The organism is Microbacterium sp. SLBN-111 (assembly GCF_049739645.1).
Lineage (GTDB): Bacteria > Actinomycetota > Actinomycetes > Actinomycetales > Microbacteriaceae > Microbacterium.
In genome coordinates, this window is record NZ_JBMGQH010000001.1 from 1,668,863 (window position 1) to 1,689,721 (window position 20,859).

The 20,859-nt window shown below is 70.3% G+C and carries 17 protein-coding genes and 1 pseudogene; 7 read left to right on the top strand and 11 right to left on the bottom strand.

Going from position 1 to position 20,859, the window contains the following annotated elements:
- Positions 1-11: 11 nt before the first annotated feature.
- Complete coding sequence (locus RKD05_RS07865) at positions 12-1,400, top strand: glycine--tRNA ligase (protein ID WP_424709186.1); 1,389 nt, start codon at positions 12-14, stop codon at positions 1,398-1,400.
- A gap of 1 nt (position 1,401) precedes the next feature.
- Here the strand turns inward: RKD05_RS07865 and RKD05_RS07870 are convergent, their stop codons facing one another.
- On the bottom strand, positions 1,402-2,493 hold the full coding sequence (locus RKD05_RS07870; protein ID WP_424709187.1) for an acyltransferase family protein: 1,092 nt from the start codon (positions 2,491-2,493) through the stop codon (positions 1,402-1,404).
- Positions 2,494-2,704: 211 nt separating this feature from the next.
- On the opposite strand from RKD05_RS07870, the pseudogene RKD05_RS07875 reads away from it, so the two are divergent.
- The 3 genes and pseudogenes from RKD05_RS07875 to RKD05_RS07885 all read left to right on the top strand — a co-directional run bounded on the left by RKD05_RS07875 (position 2,705) and on the right by RKD05_RS07885 (position 6,525).
- Positions 2,705-3,716, top strand: a pseudogene (locus RKD05_RS07875) (ATP-binding cassette domain-containing protein).
- A complete protein-coding gene (locus tag RKD05_RS07880; protein WP_424709189.1) occupies positions 3,713-4,516 on the top strand; it encodes an ABC transporter permease in 804 nt (267 codons plus the stop codon). The pseudogene RKD05_RS07875 and the gene RKD05_RS07880 overlap by 4 nt, the downstream one beginning before the upstream one ends.
- A 194-nt stretch (positions 4,517-4,710) precedes the next feature.
- On the top strand, positions 4,711-6,525 hold the full coding sequence (locus RKD05_RS07885; protein WP_424709191.1) for a hypothetical protein: 1,815 nt from the start codon (positions 4,711-4,713) through the stop codon (positions 6,523-6,525).
- A 50-nt stretch (positions 6,526-6,575) separates the two neighbouring features.
- Here RKD05_RS07885 and RKD05_RS07890 read toward each other — a convergent pair whose 3' ends face one another.
- The 3 genes from RKD05_RS07890 to RKD05_RS07900 form a co-directional block, all read right to left on the bottom strand.
- Positions 6,576-7,691, bottom strand: a complete 1,116-nt coding sequence (locus RKD05_RS07890) for a hypothetical protein (protein WP_424709193.1) — start codon at positions 7,689-7,691, stop codon at positions 6,576-6,578.
- Positions 7,688-7,849 carry a hypothetical protein gene (locus RKD05_RS07895; RefSeq protein WP_424709195.1) on the bottom strand — a complete coding sequence of 54 codons (162 nt, stop codon included), beginning with the start codon at positions 7,847-7,849 and terminating at the stop codon, positions 7,688-7,690. Before RKD05_RS07895 ends, RKD05_RS07890 begins: the two co-directional genes overlap by 4 nt.
- Before the next feature lie 204 nt (positions 7,850-8,053).
- On the bottom strand, positions 8,054-8,914 hold the full coding sequence (locus tag RKD05_RS07900) for a hypothetical protein (RefSeq protein ID WP_424709196.1): 861 nt from the start codon (positions 8,912-8,914) through the stop codon (positions 8,054-8,056).
- Positions 8,915-9,178: 264 nt separating this feature from the next.
- Between RKD05_RS07900 and RKD05_RS07905 the strand changes: the two genes are divergently transcribed.
- On the top strand, positions 9,179-9,754 hold the full coding sequence (locus RKD05_RS07905; protein WP_424709198.1) for a hypothetical protein: 576 nt from the start codon (positions 9,179-9,181) through the stop codon (positions 9,752-9,754).
- A gap of 544 nt (positions 9,755-10,298) precedes the next feature.
- On the opposite strand, the gene RKD05_RS07910 is transcribed toward RKD05_RS07905, so the two are convergent.
- Positions 10,299-13,127, bottom strand: a complete 2,829-nt coding sequence (locus tag RKD05_RS07910; RefSeq protein ID WP_424709199.1) for an ATP-binding protein — start codon at positions 13,125-13,127, stop codon at positions 10,299-10,301.
- 130 nt (positions 13,128-13,257) lie between these two features.
- On the bottom strand, positions 13,258-14,292 hold the full coding sequence (locus RKD05_RS07915; protein WP_424709200.1) for a LacI family DNA-binding transcriptional regulator: 1,035 nt from the start codon (positions 14,290-14,292) through the stop codon (positions 13,258-13,260).
- 243 nt (positions 14,293-14,535) lie between these two features.
- Here RKD05_RS07915 and RKD05_RS07920 point away from each other — a divergent pair, with 243 nt between their 5' ends.
- Together RKD05_RS07920 and RKD05_RS07925 are read left to right on the top strand one after the other, a co-directional pair.
- On the top strand, positions 14,536-15,570 hold the full coding sequence (locus tag RKD05_RS07920; protein ID WP_424709201.1) for an agmatine deiminase family protein: 1,035 nt from the start codon (positions 14,536-14,538) through the stop codon (positions 15,568-15,570).
- Positions 15,567-17,258 (top strand): amidase, encoded by a 1,692-nt coding sequence (locus RKD05_RS07925; protein WP_424709202.1) that lies wholly within the window; start codon positions 15,567-15,569, stop codon positions 17,256-17,258. The genes RKD05_RS07920 and RKD05_RS07925 overlap by 4 nt, the downstream gene beginning before the upstream one ends.
- A 186-nt stretch (positions 17,259-17,444) precedes the next feature.
- Here the strand turns inward: RKD05_RS07925 and RKD05_RS07930 are convergent, their stop codons facing one another.
- The 5 genes from RKD05_RS07930 to RKD05_RS07950 all read right to left on the bottom strand — a co-directional run bounded on the left by RKD05_RS07930 (position 17,445) and on the right by RKD05_RS07950 (position 20,845).
- Entirely contained in the window at positions 17,445-17,675 is a 231-nt protein-coding gene (locus tag RKD05_RS07930; RefSeq protein WP_424709204.1) for a hypothetical protein, read from the bottom strand.
- 162 nt (positions 17,676-17,837) lie between these two features.
- A complete protein-coding gene (locus RKD05_RS07935) occupies positions 17,838-18,506 on the bottom strand; it encodes a hypothetical protein (protein WP_424709205.1) in 669 nt (222 codons plus the stop codon).
- A gap of 170 nt (positions 18,507-18,676) precedes the next feature.
- On the bottom strand, positions 18,677-18,982 hold the full coding sequence (locus RKD05_RS07940; protein ID WP_424709207.1) for a helix-turn-helix domain-containing protein: 306 nt from the start codon (positions 18,980-18,982) through the stop codon (positions 18,677-18,679).
- 5 nt (positions 18,983-18,987) lie between these two features.
- Positions 18,988-19,332 carry a type II toxin-antitoxin system RelE/ParE family toxin gene (locus RKD05_RS07945; protein WP_424709209.1) on the bottom strand — a complete coding sequence of 115 codons (345 nt, stop codon included), beginning with the start codon at positions 19,330-19,332 and terminating at the stop codon, positions 18,988-18,990.
- A gap of 229 nt (positions 19,333-19,561) precedes the next feature.
- Positions 19,562-20,845 carry a hypothetical protein gene (locus RKD05_RS07950; protein ID WP_424709211.1) on the bottom strand — a complete coding sequence of 428 codons (1,284 nt, stop codon included), beginning with the start codon at positions 20,843-20,845 and terminating at the stop codon, positions 19,562-19,564.
- Positions 20,846-20,859: the final 14 nt, after the last annotated feature.

Here is a 20,859-nt window from a genome sequence, read left to right on the forward strand (position 1 = left end):
TTGGAGCCACCGTGGCCGAACAGTCCCGCCTCGACAAGGTCATCTCGCTCGCCCGCCACCGCGGGTTCGTGTTCCAGGCCGGTGAGATCTACGGCGGTTCGCGTTCGGCGTGGGACTACGGCCCCCTGGGCACCGAGCTGAAGGAGAACATCCGGCGGCAGTGGTGGCAGACGTTCGTGCGCGGCCGCGGCGACATGGTGGGCCTGGACTCGAGCATCATCCTGCCCAAGCGCGTGTGGGAGGCGTCGGGTCACGTCGCGACCTTCACCGACCCGCTCGTGGAGTGCCTGCACTGTCACAAGCGCTTCCGCGCCGACAACCTCATCGAGGACTTCGAGGCCCGCAAGGGTCGCAAGGCCGAGAACGGACTCGCCGACATCCCGTGCCCCAACTGCGGCACCAAGGGTCAGTACACCGAGCCGAAGGCGTTCTCCGGCCTCGTGAAGACGTACCTCGGCGTCGTCGACGACGAGTCGGGCCTGTACTTCCTGCGCCCCGAGACCGCGCAGGGCATCTTCGTGAACTTCTCCAACGTGCTCACGGCATCCCGTCGCAAGCCCCCGTTCGGCGTCGGCCAGGTCGGCAAGGCGTTCCGCAACGAGATCACCCCCGGCAACTTCATCTTCCGCACGCGCGAGTTCGAGCAGATGGAGATCGAATACTTCACGCCCCCGGCCGAGGCGCAGGAGTGGTTCGAGCACTGGGTCGAGGCGTGCTGGAACTGGTTCGTCGACCTGGGCATCGACCCCGAGAACATGAAGCGGTTCGACGTCCCCGAGGAGGACCGCGCGCACTACTCCGCCGGCACGATCGACGTCGAGTACCGCTTCGGCTTCCCGGGCAAGGAGTGGGGCGAGCTCATGGGTGTCGCCAACCGCACCGATTACGACCTGAAGAGCCACTCGGATGCCTCGGGCTCGAGCCTCACCTACTTCGACCAGGCCTCGGGTGAGAAGTACACCCCGTACGTCATCGAGCCGTCGTTCGGCCTGACGCGCGCGATGATGGCGTTCCTCGTCGACGCGTACCGCGAGGAGGAGGTCCCGAACGCCAAGGGCGGCACCGACACCCGCACGGTGCTGAAGCTCGACCCGCGCCTCGCGCCCGTGAAGGCCGCCGTTCTCCCGCTGTCGCGCAACGAGCGCCTGTCGCCGCTCGCCCGAGAGGTCGCGGACACGCTGCGCGCTGCCGGCTGGAACGTCGACTTCGACGACGCCGGCGCGATCGGCCGCCGCTACCGCCGCCAAGACGAGATCGGCACGCCCTACTGCGTCACGATCGACTTCGACTCGCTCGACGACAACGCCGTGACCGTCCGCGACCGCGACACGATGGGCCAGGAGCGCATCCCCCTCGACGGCCTGCACGCCTACCTCGCCGAGCGTCTGCGCGGCGCCTGAGCTACGAGCTGCGGACGGGGGAGGGCGTCCGGAGGAAGGCCGTCGCTCGCGCGATGAGCCATTCCACCGGCGCTCGCCCGATCAGCCGGTGCCAGACGATGCCCAGCAGAAGCACGGCGGGCACGATGATCATCCAGCCGAGGTAGTCGTTCTCCATCGGGCGCACGGCGCCGGGAGCGACCCACACCAACAGCGCCACGTGCAGGAGATACAGACTGAGGGCGACCGCCCCGAGAGCCCTCAGCGGGACGAAGGCGAACTCCGCTGCGGCACGGACCCGACCGCGGGATGCGCTCAGCCACGAAACGGCGACGAACACCGCGAGGACGAGCGCGATGTCTCGGAAGGTGTCGGGGTAGCTTCCCGATGCGTACGACGCCACGCCGAAGACGCGCTTGGCGACCGGTTCGACGGTGTGTGCGACGGCGGCGGTCGCCAGCAGGAGCCACAGCGTTCGTCCGCGCGGCGGTCGGCGGAGCAGCAACGCCCCGAAGAGGAAGAAGGGCAGGAGGTTGGTGAGCCGGTACGAGCCTCCCAGCACCAGCCACGACGCGATCGTCGGTGCCACACCCGTGGTGTCGCTGTACACCCAGACGAGGGTGTGCCGCGCCCACTCGTTCAGCGGGCTTGAGACCAGCCACACGAGCAGCATGAGCGCGGAGACCCAGCGCGACGACAGCAGCAGCAGCGGTGCTCCGACCAGGAGCAGCACGCCCAGATGGCCCAACACGATCGCCACCCACGTCCCCCACGTCATCATCCACACCCCGAGCCCGATCAGCACGGCCGCGCGGATCGCCTGCCGCAGAAGGACGCGCGCGCGGCCGTCGGGTTCGCAACGCTCCCACACGATCTGCGCGGACATGCCCATCACGAGCGCGAACAGGGGCGACGCCACGTCGTTGACGTTCCCCAGGAGGAAGCGCAGACCATAGGGGATCGTTGGGAGAAGCGGGACGGCGTGGGCGAGCACCATGGCGGTCACCGCGATGCCACGCAGAACGTCGGGCACCGGGAGGCGTCCCGCCGCGATCGTGGCCGAACCCGCCGATGACGCCGTGGCGGGAGATCCGGTGGGGTGGTCGATCGGCATGGCTGGCTGTCTCTCGTGTCCGGGGCGGGGGCGGATCCATGCAGGAGGTCAGAACGTATCAAGGCACCGCCCCGCCCCTGGCACGGAGGAGCGTCTTTCACCCCTTCCGGCGAGCGCCGGACTCCGCCGCGACCCGGCCGTGACAGCGCCGTGACAGCGCCCCCGCCGCCGTGACAGCGGCGCGACAGGGCGCCCGGCGCATCCTGTCGTCATGACCACCTCATCCACCCGCGTTCCCGCGGTGCGAGCCGAAGGGCTCGTCAAGACGTTCGGCTCGAACAGGGCCGTCGACGGCGTCGATCTCGTCGTCGAAGCCGGGACCGTCTACGGCGTTCTCGGCCCCAACGGTGCCGGAAAGACCACCACCATCAGCATGCTCACGACGCTGCTGCGTCCCGACGGGGGACGGGCCGAGATCTTCGGCCACGACGTCGTCAAGGACGCCCACATCGTCCGGCAGCTCATCGGCCTCACGGGGCAGTTCGCGTCGGTCGACGAGAAGCTCTCGGCCACCGAGAACCTCATCATCTTCGCGCGCCTGCTCGGGCTTTCGCGGGCCGACGCCCGCCGCAAGTCGACGGAGCTCCTCGAGGAGTTCGGCCTCACCGAGGCCGCATCCCGCCCGCTGGCGAAGTTCTTCCGGCGGCATGCGCCGTCGCCTCGACCTCGCGGCATCCCTCATCGCCCAACCGCCGCTCATCTTCCTCGACGAGCCGACCACGGGTCTCGACCCCCGCACGCGCGGGCAGATGTGGGACACGATCCGGCGGCTGGTCTCGACCGGCTCCACGGTCGTGCTCACGACGCAGTACCTCGACGAGGCCGACCAGCTCGCCGACCGCATCGCGGTGATCGACCGCGGACGCGTCGTCGCCGAGGGCACCGCGCTCGAGCTCAAGGCATCCATCGGTCAGGCGTCGCTGGTGCTGCGCCTGCAGCCGGGCTCCGACCTCGAGGTCGCGCGCGCCACCGTCGCGCGGGTCCTGGATGCCACGGCCATCGTGTCTCCGGAGGCGGCGCGCCTCACGGTGCCGATGTCCGACCCCGATGAGGTCACCGACCTTCTCGTGGCGTTCCGCACGGCCGGTGTGCACCTGAGCGAGTTCAGCGTTCAGCAGCCGACGCTCGACGAGGTGTTCCTCACGCTCACCGGCAGCGGAGTGCCGGCCGACGACGACGCGGCGCGCGAAACCGCCGCCGACCTGGAAGGAGTCCGCTCATGACCGCGATCACGATTCCGCGCGACCTGCCCCGCACCGCGGGGTTGGGGCAGACGTTCCGCAACACCCTGACCATGGCGTGGCGCGGTCTGCTGAAGATCCGCCGCACGCCCGAGCAGCTCATCGACGTCACGGTGCAGCCGATCCTGTTCACCCTGATGTTCACGTACATCTTCGGCGGCGCGATCGCCGGCGATGTCGCGAGCTATCTGCCGATCATCATCCCCGGCATCCTCGTGCAGACCGTCATCACGACCTCGGTCGTGACGGGCGTGCAGCTGCGGGAGGACATGGACAAGGGCGTGTTCGACCGGTTCCGGTCGCTGCCGATCGCGCGCATCGCGCCGCTGTCCGGGGCGCTGCTGGCCGATACGGTCCGCTACACGATCGCGACGACCCTGACGTTCGCGATGGGCTACGTCATGGGCTTCCGCCCCGAAGGCGGACTCGGTGCGGTGGTCGTCGCGGGTCTGCTCGTGATCGTGTGCTCGTGGGCGATCAGCTGGGTCTTCGCGTTCTTCGGCGTGATCGCCCGCACCGCGTCGAGCGTGCAGGGGGTGTCGCTGCTGATCCTGTTCCCGCTGACGTTCCTCTCGAACGCCTTCGTGCCCTCCAACACGATGCCGTCGTGGCTGCAGTGGTTCGTCGACGTCAACCCGGTGTCGCACCTGGTCACGGCGGTCCGCGACCTCGTCAACAGCGGAACGCTCGGATCGGATGCGGTCATCTCGCTCATCGGGGCGGCCGTCATCGTGGCGGTGTTCGCTCCGCTGACGGTCCGCGCCTACATGCGCAAGGCCTGATCCGCCGGGCCCGCGCCACCGAACTCCCCCTCGCTGCGGCGAGGGGGAGTTGCGCATTCCGCGAGAAACGCGCCACGAATCGGTCGATTTGTCGCCGATTCCGGTCGCGGGGCCCGCCGCGGTGGGGGCGGCGGCGAGAATCGGTGCGGCGGCCCGCCGACCGCCGTACCGAGGGGATCGACGGAAGAGAGACAGTGCCGCCGATCGACGATGTGGATGCCAACGACCGCTCCGACAATGCGCTGGTCGAGCGCGTACGGCGCGAAGATTCCGCCGCCTACGCCGAGTTGTGGTTGCGGCACCGCCGGGCCGCGGGGAACGCGGCGCGCGCCTTCACGTCGCTCGACCCGGACGACGTGGTGTCCGAGGCCTTCGCCCGCGTGCTGAAGGCGATCCGCAACGGCGGCGGCCCCACGATGGGATTCCGGGCGTATCTCCTGACGGCGGTGCGCAGTGTCGCCCGCGATTGGGGCACGGTCGATGCTCGGGACGAGGCGTTCGATCCGACCGACGAGAAGGCCGCGGTCCGGATGCTCGTCGACGAGGACGCGTCGGTCCAGCTCTCCTCCGGCCCGACGTACGAGGTGTTCCGCTCCCTGCCTCCGCGCTGGCAGGAGGCGCTCTGGTACAGCGAGGTCGAGCGGCTGCGTCCCCGGGAGTTCGCGCCGATGCTGGGGGTGGCGCCGAACGCCGCGTCGGCGCTGGTGAACCGGGCGCGCCGCGGCTTCCGCGACGCCTGGATGTCGTCGCAGCTCACGTCCGCACGCAGCGAGGACTGCGTGGAGGTCATCCGCCTGCTCCGTTCGGAGCGGATCACGTCGGACGCCGCTCGTCGTGTCCGCGCGCACACGGACGAGTGCGACGGGTGCGCGATCGCGTGGAGCGAGGTGTCCGGGGGGTCCGCCCGTCTGGCCAAGGTGCTCGTCCCCATCGTGGTGGGGGTGGCTGCCGCCTCCACGGCGGCGGCGTGGGCGCGCGGCGGGGCGGTCGCCACTGTCGCGGCAGGCTCCGGGCGAGGTCGTCGCCGCGCTCGCTGGGTGAGTCAGCGGGCCGGGGTGTCGATCGCGGTCGCGGTCACCACCGTCGCCGTGGCGACCGCTGCCTTCGCCGCGGTCGCGTTCGTCGCCGATCCCACGGAGGCCCGACCGGTCGCGGCGGAGTCTCGTCCGACGGCGTCCTCCTCGACGGGCGCGGACGCCCCTCCTGCCCCCGCGCGCACCTCAGCGCCGACACCCTCGGCATCCGCGTCGAACCCGCCCGCGGACGAAGGCGATCGCGACACCGCGCCGACGGACCGCGCCCCGGCTCCCCGCCTTCCGGCACCGGTCGCGCCGGACCCTGTCGCGCCGACACCCGCGGCAACGTCACCGGCGGTAACGCCCCCGACACCCTCCCCGTCGCCGTCGACCCCGCCGGCATCCCTTCCCGTCCTGTCGGTCCAGGTAGAAGGGTCCGGTGCCGACGGGTTGTACCCGGTGCTGTCCGGTTCCGGCGCGCGGGCCGGGGCGCGCATCGAGGTGTCGGATGCGAGCGGGCGGATCGTGACCACCACCACCGCCGACCCGGGTGGCCGGTGGCGCGCCGACACGCTCGACGCGGCGGACTGCGCGGTCTCCGACGCGGAGATCCTCGGGCCGGGCGCGCACACGCTCACGGTGCGGCAGTCGGTGGGCGAGCGCCGATCGCCACCGAGCGCCCCCATCGCCATCGATGTCGCAGCGCCTCCCGCGTTCGCGTCACCGACGGACGGCTCGACGGTGGAAGCGGACCGATTCGAGCTCCGAGTGACGGGGATTCCGGATGCCGCGGTGCAGCGCATCAAGGTGCCGGACGCCGACCCCTGCCGACCCGATCCGATGACTCTCGACGCCGACGGCGTCTTCTCGGCCGTCTTCCGCGTCTCCGGCGAAGGGCCCTTCACCCTCGGCATCCGGTATTTCGATCCGGCGACGGGAAGGCGCGGTCCGGCGGTCTTCGTGCACCTCACGCCGTCCCCCGCATCCCGGTGACGGGGACGGCACCCGAGCCCGCCGGAGGCATCCCGCCCCGGTGACGGGTCTCAGGCCGTGGATGCCACGATGATGTGGGCCCGTCCGGGAATCAGGTCGAACACCTCGACGTCGTCGGCGACGAGCTGCCACTGCGACGACCCCGCGTGCGACGAGTACAGTCGGCAGTCGGAACCGCGCGCGTAGACCGTCCTCTCGCCGCCGGCGGCGACGGCGGTGCGGAGTTCGACCGCCCGCGCCCGCCCCGGAAGGTCTCCGGCCTCGACCGGGAGCGTCTGACCGTGGGGGTACACCCACCGGATGGAGCCGCCGCGCGTCGCGACGACGCCCCGCTGGTCGGCCAGGGCGTGCGGGAACGTGGTCACTTCGCCGAGCGTGGCATAGCGGCAGGCGGGGGCCGTCGAGCTCCACACATGGAGGTTCTGCTCGAGATCGTGCGCGAGGACCACCACGGCACCGTCGGCGGTCGTCGTCGACGTCACGGCGCGCATCGTCGTACGTGCCCACGGGCGGATGTCGCGGAAGCGGGATCCCAGTCGGGTCGAGGTGCCGTCGGGGCGGCCGACCCGGAACTCCTGCGGGCGCGCGTACACGACGGTCCCGTTCTCGCCCGGCTCCGCGGCGACGGCCGACACGCGACGGTCGACGAGGCGGGCGCCGTCCGCACGCACGACCGACAGGTCGCCGGCGGAGGACAGCGTGTACACCGCGGGCTCGCCGTCCTCGGTGCATGCCAGCACGGAACGGTAGGGAAGGCTCGACCACCGACCGGGGTGCGTCCACCTCGTCGTCCGCTCGCCGTCGACCAGCTCGATGACCCCGTCCGCCCGGAGGAGCGCCTTCTCCCGGCCGGATGCGCTGATGTGCACGCGCTCGATGCCGAGTGCCTCCTGCTCCCACCGGTCCGATTCGGGTCCGAAACTCCAGAGGCGTCCGTTGGTGAAGAGCACGTGCACGCGGAGATGTCCCGCCTCGTCGATCGAGCCGTCGAGCGATCGCACCCGGAGCCCGACGGGCAGCGTCGGCAGATCGATCGGCGCGGTGCCGTCGACGGGGATCACCCGGATCCGGCTCGCGGCGTCCCGTCGCGGAAGGGCACGGCGGGTGAGTTCACGGTCGGGGGTCCGGACGATGTCGGCGCGGGTGCGGGCCATGACCGCGGTCATCCGAGGATCCCGATGGATGCCAGTCCCTGGTCGCCGGAGTCCAGTGCATCGGCGCGGAGAGGAGCGCCCAGCGCACGGAAGGCCGATCCGAGTTGCTCGGGCGAGACCACGAGGTCCTCGTAGTGAACGGTGAACCCGTTGCTGTCGAAGGTGCTCATGTGCAGGCGGACCATCCCGCGGGGAAGGGGTCGCGTGTCTCGGGGGCGGAACATCGCCGTCATCGTCGTCTCCATGGGTCACCGTTCGGTCGTCGGGCTTTCATCAGAGAGACGACGGACGGCGCAGATCGTGACGCGCGTGGTCGACATTTTTCCCGTCCTCCCGACGGGCCGAGACGCGTCCGTCGGGACATCGGCGGGAACTCAGCCGGAAGGGTTCTCCTCGGATCGCGGTCTCCGGCCCTGACGAGCGACGGCCGCTCGGTACTGCCGCATCGTGGTGAACCCGGAGTCCTGCACGATCTGCTCGAGCGTCGGGCTCGCTTTCTGCAGCGCGGCCACCTCGCTGAGGCGTCGGCGCTCCAACTCCCGCCGGGGTGTCGTGCCCATGGAGGAGAAGATCTCATGGACGTGGCTCGTGCTGCTGGCCAGCTGACGGGCCAGCTCGTTCACCCCGAACACGGGGTCACGGAAGTGTCGGTCGATCAGGAGTTGAGCCGTCGTGAAGAGGCCGTCGCGGTGCATGGCCGCAGTCTCGGATGCCACGGGCCGTTCGTTGAGCGCGGCGGCGATGAGGTGTTCCGCGGCGCGACCGATGTGGCCCTGGGTCGTCGCCGGGAGATCGTCTCCCGCGTTCAGGAGCGCGTTGGTCATCGAGACGAGGCTCTGCATGGGGGGATTGGAGGTATCGATCGGCTCGTTGAGAGCGAACCGGGAACGGCGAGGATCGAGGACCGTCGGTCGGAGGAACCAGACGAATCTCGCCGTCTCCATCCGCGTGCGCGCGGCGCTGCCGTCCCGACCGTCGAGGAAGATCAACTCGCCCGGTTGGGTGGTCACGGTGTCGCCGTCGACGGTGAACTCGAAGCCGCCCTCGACGGTCAGGACGAGGTACAGAGATCGCGCATCGCCCCGGAGCGTGTACTCCGACGAGCGTGACCAGGCCCGGCCGTACCCGTAGTACTCCGACTGGGCGGTCTCGGCGACGAGGGTGTGGTCAATAGGACCGACGGGCCCCCATCCGAAATCATCGCAGTTCTGGGCTGCGGCGTCTCCCATGGTCACGTATGGCCTCCGTTGCTCACGTATTCATCTTCGCCATCGGTCGCCGTGGGAAAGAAGTCGAACGCATTCGGGTATTCGCCCCTGACCGATTTCAAGTGAATCGATGCTTTTCCAGTCCCGTGCAGGCGCGCGCCCCGCAGGGGCGAAACCCGGACTTTTGCGTCGTGAGGCGACGCTTTTCTCCGTGATGCGCGCACCGCCTCTTCGCTGGGGGAGCGCCTCGGCATGCTGAGCGGTACCGCATTCCTTCGAGAAATGAGTCCCATGTCGCACGAGAATCCCTCCCCGCAGGAGTCCCACGGCGGAGTCCATCGCCGGACGATCATCAAGGGGGCCGCGTGGTCCGTCCCCGTCGTCGCCGCCGCGGTCGCGGCCCCGGCGGCCTCGGCTTCGACCGTCCCACCGGCGAGGTTCGACCTGGTCTACGTCTCCGGTCCGGTCGTCAACGCCAACCGGGTCGCACGTGGACAGACGCCGTTCGTCGACTTCACGTTCCAGAACGTCGGTCCGGACGCGGCGCCGAACGCGCAGGTGACCTTCAGCGTTCCCTCGGCGAACAACAACCCGGGCGCCACGCTCGGGCTGCCCGGAAACGGCGTCACCACGGCGGGATGGGTGTTGCTGAACACTTTCCAGAATGGGGGTCGTGATTACTACACGTACATCCATTCGGCGGCGCTCCCGGTGGGGCAGTACACCGTTCGGTGGGCGCACGTCGTGGGCGGCCCGACGAACACCAGCTACACGATGAACGGCAACCTCGAGGTGACGGCCGGCGAGACCAACACCGGCAACAACGGTGGCGTCCGCGGTTCGGCGCAGATCATCGTCGTGGCCTGATTCGCCATGCCGGGTGCGGACGCCGGAGTTTCTCCGGTGTCCGCGCCCAGGTTTCCCGCCACCCGCAGCCAGGCGTTCCCGAGGCCCGAAACATCAGCCGGATCGGAAGCCCTGCCGGCGTCGTAACGCCGTTCGCGCCAGCGCGGTGCTGCGGAATCCGGATCGTTCCACGATCCGGCGGTACTCCCGAGGATTCGGATGATCTCGTCGGGCTCGGCGACAACGTCCGTGTCCGCATTCTCGACATGGGCGGTTGCTTCGACGGAAAGAAGGATGGAGACGCGCCCCGACGACGGCAGAGATTCGTGGGAACCTCAGGTGGACCATGCGCGGCCCACCTGAAAGCCTTTACCCGGTGATCCCTCGATCTGGAGATCTGATTCGTCGAGAGGCTTCCCGCCAAACGGGAGCAGACGGCGTTCGACGTCGGATCCGTCCAATTGATGCATCATTTGCGTCGTATTCATTGACGCAGCGAAAGGGCGCCGAAAGAGAAGAATCCGCTTTCAGCGGCTTTTCCGGTCCGCGCCGAAGTGCGCCAGGCTCAGTCGAGCAGAGCCAGGAGCACGTCGGCATCCACTTCTCCGAGAAGAGCGGGAGGGATGCCAGGGGCAGAGGCCGGAGGACCGCCGAGGCGTTCCTCCACCCATCGCCAGAAGGGTTCGCGCTCGTCGGTGGCACCGCGGACGGTCGCGGCGCGTGCGAGCGTCTCCCGTGCGAGGTCGGCTCGCCCGACGGCGGCGTTCCAGCCCGCGACGGCGACGAGGACGGATGCCACGACCGGGTGATCGTGCGACCGGACCGCGAGGGGCACGGCTTCGCGGAGGGCGGCGCGCGCCTCGTCAGGGCGGTCGAGCAGCAGGAGCGCCTCGGCGCGCTGTGCGCCCGCCCAGGCCGTGAGCTGCTCGGGGAAGCCTGGTTCGAGGGGGATCGACTCCGACTGGCGCAGGGCTGCGGCGCCGTCGCCCGCCGCGATCTCGACCTGGGTGGCGGCCATCCGCGCTTGGGACAGGGCGCGCACCGATCCGTCGGTCTCGGCGATGTCGCCCATGTCGTCGACGCGGGCGCGGGCTTCCTCCAGCCGGCCGAGTCGGAGCAGGATGCCGACGGCCTGGGCGCGCAACTGCAGGAGGTCGGACACGGACGTCAGACCGGACACGACCTCGAGGCCGCGGTCGGTCACCTCCAGCGCTTCCTCGAGCCGGCCGTCGAGCATGAGCCATTCGGACCAGAGCTGGCTCGAGATCCCCGTCCCCCACGGGTCGCCGACCTCGGAGAACAGCCGGACGGCCTTCTCGCTCTCGACGCCGAGGGTGGCCGTTTCCCCCGCGTTGACCGCGGCGCCCGCCCGCACGACATGGAGCATCGCGCGCGACCACGGGGGAGCGGCCTCGATCTCGTCGTCCGAGACGTCGATGCGCCACGGCTCCTCGAGTCCTGACGCGGCCGCCTCCCGCACGCTCTCGACGAAGCCGAACAGCGGCCCGACGAGCACGGTGACCTCCGATGGATACCGACGTGCGGCTTCCACGAGTTCCGCGCGGCGGGCGGCGAACTCGCCACCGTCGAACGTCGCGGTGCGGCCCGGTTCGGGGAAGGATGCGGAGAACAGCGCGAGCGCCTCGACCACCACGGCGGGCTCGTCGTCAAGAGGCGCGTCCGGGTCGGAGAACTGCGCGAGCGCGGGACGCAGCTCTTCCATGCGCTCGCGCACGGCCCACGCCCACAGAAGGGCGCGCAGCAGCCGTCGTCCGGGACGTCGATCCGGCGAGGCCGCGCGCGTGCGCAGCGCGGAGGACACGTTCTCCTCGTTGGCGTCGAACCACGCGAGGCCGGCGGGAAGCCCGGGTCCTCGCATCGTGCGCTCCTGCTCGGCCGCGAGTACCGTGAGCACATCGGCCGCGCGCTCGCGGTACTCGGTCTCCGCGCCCTCGGCGCGCAGCCTGTCGAGCCCGTACTCGCGCACGGTCTCGAGGAGGCGGAAGCGGCCGTCGCGCCGCACGAGCAGCGATCGGTCGACGAGGGCGTCGAAGACCGTGGCATCCACTCCGAACGCCTCGGCGATGGCGGCGGCGTCGCCGCTGCCGATGCCGTCGGGGAACACCGACGACGCGCGCAGCGCCACCCGTTCGGGGTCGGTGAGGGTGTCCCAGCTCCAGTCGATGAGGGCCCGGAGCGTCCGGTGGCGGTCGGGGCTCAGCCGTGGACCGTGGGCGAGCAGCGCGAAGCGGTCGCTGAGTCCGGCGTCGATCTCCGCGAGCGTGAGCGTGCGGGCGCGGGCGGCGGCGAGCTCGATCGCGAGGGGCAGGCCGTCGAGGCGCTGCACGATGCGCGCGGCCGTTTCGCGCTCGTCGGGGGCGGGCGGGATGCCACGCGCCGACCGCACGCGCCGGGCGAACAGCTCGTCGGCGTCGAGGGCGGGCAGCGGGCCGAGGTCGACGAAGGCCTCGCCGATGACGCCCAGCGGTTCGCGGCTCGTGGCGAGGATCCGGAGGCCCGGGGTGCTCAGCAGTAGGGTCTGGGCGACCTCGGCCGCTTCACGGATCACGTGCTCGCAGTTGTCGAGCACGATCACGACGTCGCGTCCGGCGACGGCCTCGATCACGCGGTAGCGGGGGCTCGTCGGGGCGCTCGGCGCCGACTCGTTCAGACGGATGCCATGACCCACCGCACCCGCGATGGCCGCCCACACCTCTCCCGTCGCAGCCGGGGCGAGCTCGACGACGAGCGCATCCGCGGTCGCGCGCACGGTCTCGAGGGCGAGCGTGGTCTTGCCCGCGCCGCCCGGCCCGATCACCGTCACGAGCCGGTCGGTCGTGAGGCGGTCGCGGATGGCATCCAGTTCGTCGGCACGTCCGACGAGGCCGGTGATCGCCGCCGGGACGACGGGCGCCTGCGGCGCGGGGGTCGGGGTCGCGGCGGCGAGGCGTTCGGCGTGGCCGCGGTCCTGCCAGAGGTCGCGGACGAGCCAGTCGAACCCGTCGTGGGGGATCCACGGGTCGCCGGTCCAGAGCGCGAGGGCCTCGCGGGCGCGCCCCGGATCGTTCTCGGCGCGCGCGGCGGCGACGAGGTCTTGGAACCGCGTGATGTCGATGTCGTCGCGGGACAGCTCGAGGCGATACCCGCCGGGAACCGACGCGAGCAACCCGTCGGGGAGCGTCCGCCGCAGCCGCGACGCGAGCGACTGCAGCGCCGCGCGCGGGTCCTCCGGAGCGTCGGTCGGCCACACGTCGTCGGCGAGTGCGCGGTAGCCGACGGTGGTTCCGGCGTCGACGGCGAGGCGCAGCAGCAGAGCCTGCTGCCCGCGCCCGGGGACCGCTCCCTCGTCCGCGCCCCACGACACGGAGAGGCCGCCGAAGAACCTCACCTGCACGCTGTTCACTCTAGGTCCGCGGGCGCCGGGGTCGTGCGGCGTGGCAGGGTCGGGCGGGGGCCGCGAGGGTAGGCGTGGGCCGCGAGACTGCATCCGCGTGACAAGTCGGTTGCAGCCTGCAGTGGGCTTGTCAGCCGCGTGCAGTCTCGGTGTTCCCGGCCCCGCCCGCGCCCGAGCCCGAGCCCCGGCCCGCCGCACCCGTGCTCGCCCGCGCGCGCAGCAGCGGATGGTGCACGCGGAAGCGCTCCGCGGCATCCCCCGCCAGCACCTCGAGGCACATGGCACCGACTTCCCGCGGCTGCAGGTCGAGCGCCGTGACGGTCGGGGTGAGCAGCGCGTGCAGCGGCTCGTCGACGTACGCGGCGAGCAGCAGGTCCTCGCCGACGGTGCGCCCCGCGCGGGAGGCGGCGGCCAGCGCGGGCACCGCCGATCCGCTGGGCGCGACGACCACGGCATCCGCCTCTCCCATCACCTCGGACATCGCGGCGGCGACCTCGTCGGGCACCGGCACGAACCCGATCCGACGCGAGAGAGGGATGCCACCGCGCCCGGCGGTCCATTCCTCGTACGCGCGCGTGACGTCGTGACTCCAGGCGGTGCCCTCGGGCGGCAGCAGCATCGCGATGCGCCGTGCGCCCTGCGCCGCGAGATGGTCGAGGAGTTCGCGCGTCGCGGTGCCGTGGTCCGAGACGACGCTGCCTGCGACCCGGTCCTCCGCGCCGAGCAGCTGCTCGGAGCTCACGACGGGGCGCCCGGTGTCGAGGATCGCCCGGATGCCGGCATCCTCCGTCGTGGCATCCACCACGATGTACCCGTCGACGAATGCCGTGGGAGGGGAGGCGTCGTCCGGATCCCGGTGGGGCAGCAGGATGACGGAGAGGCCGAGGCGGTCGGCGGCATCCACGACTCCGAAGGCGAACTCGGTGTAGTACGGCAGGCGCGTCGTGCCGGGCGGGAGATGCAGGCCGATCGCGCCGTAGCGCGCGGTGCGGAGGCTGCGCGCCGGGACGTTGACCGCGTACCCGAGGTCGCGGGCGACGGCGAGCACGCGCTCGCGGGTCTCAGGCGAGACCCCGGGCTTGTCGCGCAGCGCGAACGACGCGGCGGCGATCGAGACGCCCGCCGCCGCGGCGACGTCGTGCAGCGTCGGTTTGCGCGGGGTCACGTGGGCCGACGTTACCCGACGGATCGGGTCTTGCGCCGCTTTCACTTAAACGTTTAATGTGTGACGCAACGCGGGCCGCGGCACCCTTTCCCGGGTTTGGGGCGCGTTCCTCGGTTCGGGGCGTGAATTCCCCGCCCCAACGCGACGATCACGCCCCAAACCGCACGACGCCGCACCCGCCCCCCCCCCCCCCGCACCCGCCACCCGCACCCGCCGCCCACCCCGACCCCGAAGGACCCCGCGATGACCTGGCGCATGCCGTCCGAGACCGCTCCGCACTCCCGCACCTGGATGGCGTTCCCGAGCGAGGGCCCGACCCTCGGAGACACGGATGCCGACCGCGAAGCGGGCTATGCCGCGTGGACCGCGGTCGCCCACGCCGTCGCCGAGTTCGAGCCCGTGACGATGCTCGTCGACCCGTCCGAGCTCGCCCGCGCCCGCCGGATGCTGTCGAGCGAGATCGAGGTGCTCGAGGCGCCGGTCGACGAGTTCTGGCTGCGCGATTCGGGTCCGACGTTCGTGGTCGACCCCGAGCGCCCGGGTGTCCTGGGCGCCGTGGACTGGATCTTCAACGGCTGGGGCGACCACGACTGGTCGGTGTGGCAGAAGGCGGCGCACCACGGCCGGATCGTCGCCGAAGCGGTCGGGGCCGAGCTCGTCAGCTCGGTGCTGGTGAACGAGGGGGGTGGCATCCATGTCGACGGCGAAGGAACCGTCCTGCTGACTGAGACCGTCCAGCTCGATCCGCGCCGCAACCGGTACGCGACGCGCGAGCGGGTCGAGGCCGAGATGCTCCGGACGCTCGGCGCCACGCACGCCGTATGGGTGCCGCGCGGTCTCTCCCGCGACTACGAGGACTTCGGCACGAGCGGACACGTCGACATCGTCGCGACGATCCCCTCGCCCGGCGTGCTGCTCCTCCACGATCAGCGCAACGCCGCGCATCCCGACCACGCCGTCACCCGTGAGCTGCGGGCCTTCTTCGCCACCCAGACGGATGCCACGGGCCGCCCGTTCCAGATCGTCGATCTGCCCGCACCCGCCACCATCCGCGACGCCGACGGCGACACCGACTGGAGCTACGTGAACCACCTCGTCGTGAACGGCGGCGTGATCGCCTGCGGCTTCGGCGAGGAGGAAGCGGATGCCACGGCTCGCGGCATCCTCGAGGACGTCTACCCGGGCCGCCGGGTCGTGACCGTCGACGCCCGCGAGCTGTTCGCGCGCGGCGGCGGCATCCACTGCATCACCCAGCAGCAGCCGGAGGTGTCCGCATGATCGATGTGGTCGAGGCATCCATCGCCGATCTCGCCGCCGCCCTCGCCGAGGGCCGCACCACCGCCGTCGAGCTGGTCGAGGCGCACCTCGCGCGCATCGACGCGTACGACGGTCCCGACACCGTGACGAAGCTCAACGCCGTCGTCGTCCGCAACCCCGACGCGCTCGCCGAGGCGGCCGAGTCCGACGCCCGCCGTGCGGCTGGTCAGGCGCGGGGGCTCCTCGACGGCATCCCGTACACGGCGAAGGACAGCTACATGGTGCGCGGCCTCACGGTCGCCGCCGGCAGCCCCGCGTTCGCCGACCTCGTCGCGCAGAACGACGCGTTCACGATCGCGCGGCTGCGCGAGGCCGGTGCGATCTGCCTCGGGCTGACGAACATGCCCCCGATGGCGAACGGCGGCATGCAGCGCGGGCTGTACGGCCGCGCCGAGAGTCCCTACAACGCCGACTTCCTGACGTCGGCGTTCGCGTCGGGCTCGTCGAACGGGTCGGGTACCGCGACCGCCGCGTCGTTCGGCGTCTTCGGCCTGGGCGAGGAGACGTGGTCGAGCGGCCGTGCGCCCGCGGCCTGCAACGGCCTGTGCGCGTACACGCCTTCGCGCGGCATGATCTCGGTGCGCGGCAACTGGCCGCTCGTGCCGACCATGGACGTCGTCGTGCCGCACACCCGCTCGATGGCCGACCTGCTCGCGGTGCTCGACGTCATCGTCGCCGACGACCCCGAGACGCGCGGCGATTTCTGGCGCGCGCAGCCGTGGGTGCCGCTGCCCTCCGCGGGCGAGGTGCGGCCGCCGTCATTCGCCGCGCTCGCCGAGGGCTCGTCGCTGCACGGTAAGCGCATCGGCATCCCGCGCATGTTCATCGGCGACGACCCGCTGGTGGGGACCGGTCCGCGCGGCGTGGGCGGGCCGACCGGTGAGCCGATCGAGCTGCGGCCGTCACTGCGCGCGCTTCTCGATGTCGCCCGTGCGGATCTCGAGGCGGCCGGCGCGATCGTGGTCGACTGCGACTTCCCGCTCGTGAGCAACTACGAGGGCGATCGTCCGGGCGCGCCGACGATCAAGACGCGGGGGTTGGTGTCGCAGGAGTTCCTCGACCGCGAGATCGTCGACCTGTCGGCGTGGGCGTGGGACGACTTCCTCCGCGCGAACGGGCATCCCGGTCTGGCGTCGGTGGACGGCGCGGCGATCTTCCCGCACCCCGAGGGTGCGCTGCCCGACCGGTACACGGGCTTCGACGACGACATCGCGTCGTATCCCGGCCATGTGCGCGAGCATCCGGTGGCGTCGTTCACCGACATCCCCGAGCTTGCCGTCGGCCTGCGGGGTCTGGAGGAAACCCGACGCCGTGATCTGGAGGAGTGGATGGATGCCAACCGCTTCGCCGCCGTGCTCTTCCCGACGCTCAGCGACGTGGCGCCCGCCGACGCCGATGTGAACGAGGCGTCAGCCGACATCGCGTGGCGCAACGGCGTGTGGGTCGCGACGGGCAACCTCGCGATCCGGCATTGCGGGGTGCCGACGGTGACCGTGCCGTTGGGGACGATGCCGGACATCGGGATGCCGTCGGGTGTCACGTTCGCGGGTCGCGCGTACGACGACGCGGCGCTGCTGTCGATGGCCGCGGCGTTCGAGGCGCTGCGTCCGCGGCGGACGGTGCCGCCGCGGACGCCTGCGCTGGGGTAGGGCGCGGCGGTGCGGTGCCGCGTCCGCGGGGCATTCGCTCGGTTTGGGGCGCGGTTCTAGCGTTGGGGCGTGATTCGTGCGCCCCAACGCGCGGAATGCGCCCCAAACCGCGCCCGAGCAGCCGCGCAGCTCACGTCGTGAGGTCCGAAACGTCCGCGGGTTCACCCTCTTGATGCATGGCGATAGTCAGGAAGCTGAGAGGCCGTCGTGGGTCGAGTAACGCCAGCGCGGGTGCGGGAGGCTGATCTTCTGCCCGCCGCGGACGAAGGTCTCCTCGCCGAGGACCCAGTGGGCGAGGTTGTTCAGCCTGTCCGGGAAGAGCTTGAGTCCCGTTCCTCCGATGGAGCCACGCAGGTTGACGCACATCATCGGCTTGATCAGCGGGATCAGTTCCAGACCGTGAGGGACTCCCGCCACGGCCCCTCGTGATGCTCCTCCTCGCACGCTAGCTCGGCGCCGCGCGCCTCCCTCTCCTCCGCGGACGGATGCCGCTCGGGCGAGGTTCCGCTCTCCGCTTGCCGCATCGGCCGGCGCGTCGCTGGGGGAGATCTGTTGCACATGCCGACTGGTGTCCCCGGTCTAGAAGCGGGAGGGTCGCAAACCCGCAATGGTGTCCGCTCGACCTGCAATGACGCCCGGGAGTCGTGAGTGGCTGGCGATCCACGTGCCGAGGTCGTGGGAGACGTATGTGGCCACCTCGCACATGAACCGGTGGTCGACACGGAGATCGCGTTCGTGAATCGGCTCGTGATGCGCGGCCCGGTTCCTGAGGAGCCGCAATCTCTCCAGCCGATCACGGAGCTCGCCGCGCCGGCCGGTGTAGTTGGGGAATGCATTGATCAGCGCCGGATTCCAAAGTGCGGCGTGGAGACGATTCACGAGCAAGCCCTCCCAGAAGGAGTTCTTCAACTCGGCTACGAGATGTCCCTCAGTCCATGCCCCAGGCTTGCGTGCGTCGAGATACTCCGATGCGACCATGACTTCGTCGTTCTGCGGTGTGCTGAGCGGCGCAACCGCCCACCAGTCCGCGCGGCCGTAGAACGTCGTGAGTTCGTTGTGCATGGCGTTCCGGACGCCGACCTCGAACGCTGCGTACGCGCCCAAGAACGCTGCGCTCGCCTCGATGTTCCAGGTGTACAGGCGGATCGCCTTCGCCGTATCCGCGCCGCACGCTCTCTCGTAGGGAGCGAGGCGTCCGGAACCGACGATGCTAGCCAGCTGGAGCTTCGATGGATCAACAGGATGCACGCGATGAGGATGCCATGCCGTCGCGACTGGCGAACGCCAGCGGTCGCCTAAGCGGTGTCCCCTGATAGTCTGATGAAGTAAGCCCCGGACGAGGCGCCTCTGGCGTCGGCGCGCCGGGGCAATCACTTTCGCCGGCTTGCAGCGCTGCCGGAGCGACCGTAGTGGTGAAGTCACGCTTCTGTCTTACGCGGCGGACAGGCGACGTACACGATGACCAACTCGCCGCCCACAGCGTCGATGTACTTGCGGATCGTCCCGATCTTCGCGTTGTCGAGGTCGCCCCGTTCGATCTTCGATACCTGCCGCTGTCCCACGCCGATGCGCTCAGCGAGTTGCTCTTGGGTCAGGCCGATCGCTTCTCGCAGCTCACGGCGGTGGTAGGCGCGGATTTCGCCCAGCATCCGCTCTTTGTGTGCGTCGATTCGTTCGCGGTCGACGGGACGCTTCGCGAGGAGCTGCTCACGATTCACGGCCATGCAGATCACTTTTCTCTCTTCTTCTCGGCTTGTGCTTTCTTCACCTGGGCCAGATGCACATCGAAAAGTTCATCCGCGAGCGGAATGTGCGCCCGGTACCAGTTGGACCAATTTCCTGCCTTGTCGCCCGCGAGGAGCAGGATCGCTCTTCGCGCCGGGTCGAAGGCAAAGAGCACTCGCAACTCGCTCCGCCCCGACGTCGGCGTTACACACGCGCCCTGCAGGTTCTGGGCTGCCGGCGGTGCGGGAGCGCCGTCAGCGGCCCCTGGTGGTGGATGGAGCCTCGATTCTCGGGTCAACCGCTGGCACTCCCGGACGCTCACCGGCTCTCCAAACATGGCGGGTGGCATGCGTGGATGGGTCCGGCCGTTGCCTCGACGGGATGCTGGGTACCGCTAGCTAGCCCGCGCGCGAATGCTGAGGCCTATCGGCCGGGGTCGTCCCTATTCGCTAGGCATGCCGACTGCGTGGGGCGCAATGGGTGTGATGCGCGACGAAATGCCTCGTCATCCCCCACCGCGCCCCACAGGCCGTCGCGCCGAACCTCTCAATCACGATGACAGAGTTCCGCGAGGCCTTTCAGCAGGTCGGCTTTGAGACCCAGCTCGTCCAGAATCCGGCGTTGCTCTGGCCGACGGCTCCGGCAGAGGCGACGTTGGATGCGATGCTGTTGATGTACTGGACCAACTCGCCTTGCGGTGTGAGGTAGGTGGAGAGGCCGACCACTTTGGTGCCTGGAGTCAGGGTGACGGCGTCGCTCGTCCCGTCTGGGTAGCGTCCTGCGCCCGTCCCATCGGCGCGTATGTAGGTGACCCACCATCCCACGTTGGTTTCCGCGTGGCTGTAGGCGTCCACAACTCCTGAGGCGATGTGGGTCGAGTAGAGGTACAAGTCGCCGTCGGGGGTAAGGAACGTGCCACCGGTTGGGCTCGTCGTGCCCGCGGGAAAGTCGTATGTAGTTTTGGCGCCACTAGGTTCTCTGACGGTGGCCGAACCGTTGGCGAGCACCCAGCTCGTCCAGAATCCGACGTTGCTCTGTCCGACGGCTCCGGCAGAGGCGACGTTGGATGCGATGCTGTTGATGTACTGGACCAACTCGCCTTGCGGTGTGAGGTAGGTGGAGAGGCCGACCACTTTGGTGCCTGGCGTCAGGGTGACGGCGTCGCTCGTCCCGTCTGGGTAGCGTCCTGCGCCCGTCCCATCGGCGCGTATGTAGGTGACCCACCATCCCACGTTGGTTTCCGCGTGGCTGTAGGCGTCCACAACTCCTGAGGCGATGTGGGTCGAGTAGAGGTACAAGTCGCCGTCGGGGGTAAGGAACGTGCCACCGGTTGGGCTCGTCGTGCCCGCGGGAAAGTCGTATGTAGTTTTGGCGCCACTCGGTTCCCTGACGGTGGAGTTGTTGACCGTTGGCGCGTTCGCGGATGCGCTTACAACGCTTGTGTTGGCGGTTGCCGTGAGCGTGCCGCTTCCTCCTTGGGGCGGGAAGCTGATAGCGGGCAGGTTCACGCGTCCGTTGACGCTGGCTTGGCTGTTGTATTGAGACCCGCCGCTGAAGGTGTACCCGCCGCTGAGGGTGGTGGTCACCGTGACTCCGTTGGCGGGGGCGCCGCCCACGGTGACGGTGATGTACGCGCCGGTGATGGTGCCGCAGGCGACGCCGGTATAGCTGGTCTGGTTGAACGTCAGAACGGGTGCGGCGGAGGCGGCGGCGGCGACCGGGGCGATGGTGGTGGCTGCGATGGCGGGGATGGTCCAGGCGGCACCTTGGAGGATGGTGCGTCGGCCTAGATCAGGTCCGGGGGGGGGGGGGGGGGGGGGGGGGGGGGTAATGGCCGCGTTCTGGTCGGGCGTGGTGGTCATGGCGATGCCTTTCG

Coding starts and splice junctions, on each gene's coding strand:
- RKD05_RS07870 (WP_424709187.1), bottom strand. CDS start 2,493: ATGCCGATCGACCACCCCACCGGATCTCCCGCCACGGCGTCATCGGCG.
- RKD05_RS07880 (WP_424709189.1), top strand. CDS start 3,713: ATGACCGCGATCACGATTCCGCGCGACCTGCCCCGCACCGCGGGGTTG.
- RKD05_RS07890 (WP_424709193.1), bottom strand. CDS start 7,691: ATGACCGCGGTCATGGCCCGCACCCGCGCCGACATCGTCCGGACCCCC.
- RKD05_RS07895 (WP_424709195.1), bottom strand. CDS start 7,849: ATGAGCACCTTCGACAGCAACGGGTTCACCGTTCACTACGAGGACCTC.
- RKD05_RS07905 (WP_424709198.1), top strand. CDS start 9,179: ATGTCGCACGAGAATCCCTCCCCGCAGGAGTCCCACGGCGGAGTCCAT.
- RKD05_RS07920 (WP_424709201.1), top strand. CDS start 14,536: ATGACCTGGCGCATGCCGTCCGAGACCGCTCCGCACTCCCGCACCTGG.
- RKD05_RS07925 (WP_424709202.1), top strand. CDS start 15,567: ATGATCGATGTGGTCGAGGCATCCATCGCCGATCTCGCCGCCGCCCTC.
- RKD05_RS07940 (WP_424709207.1), bottom strand. CDS start 18,982: ATGGCCGTGAATCGTGAGCAGCTCCTCGCGAAGCGTCCCGTCGACCGC.
- RKD05_RS07945 (WP_424709209.1), bottom strand. CDS start 19,332: ATGCCACCCGCCATGTTTGGAGAGCCGGTGAGCGTCCGGGAGTGCCAG.
- RKD05_RS07950 (WP_424709211.1), bottom strand. CDS start 20,845: ATGACCACCACGCCCGACCAGAACGCGGCCATTACCCCCCCCCCCCCC.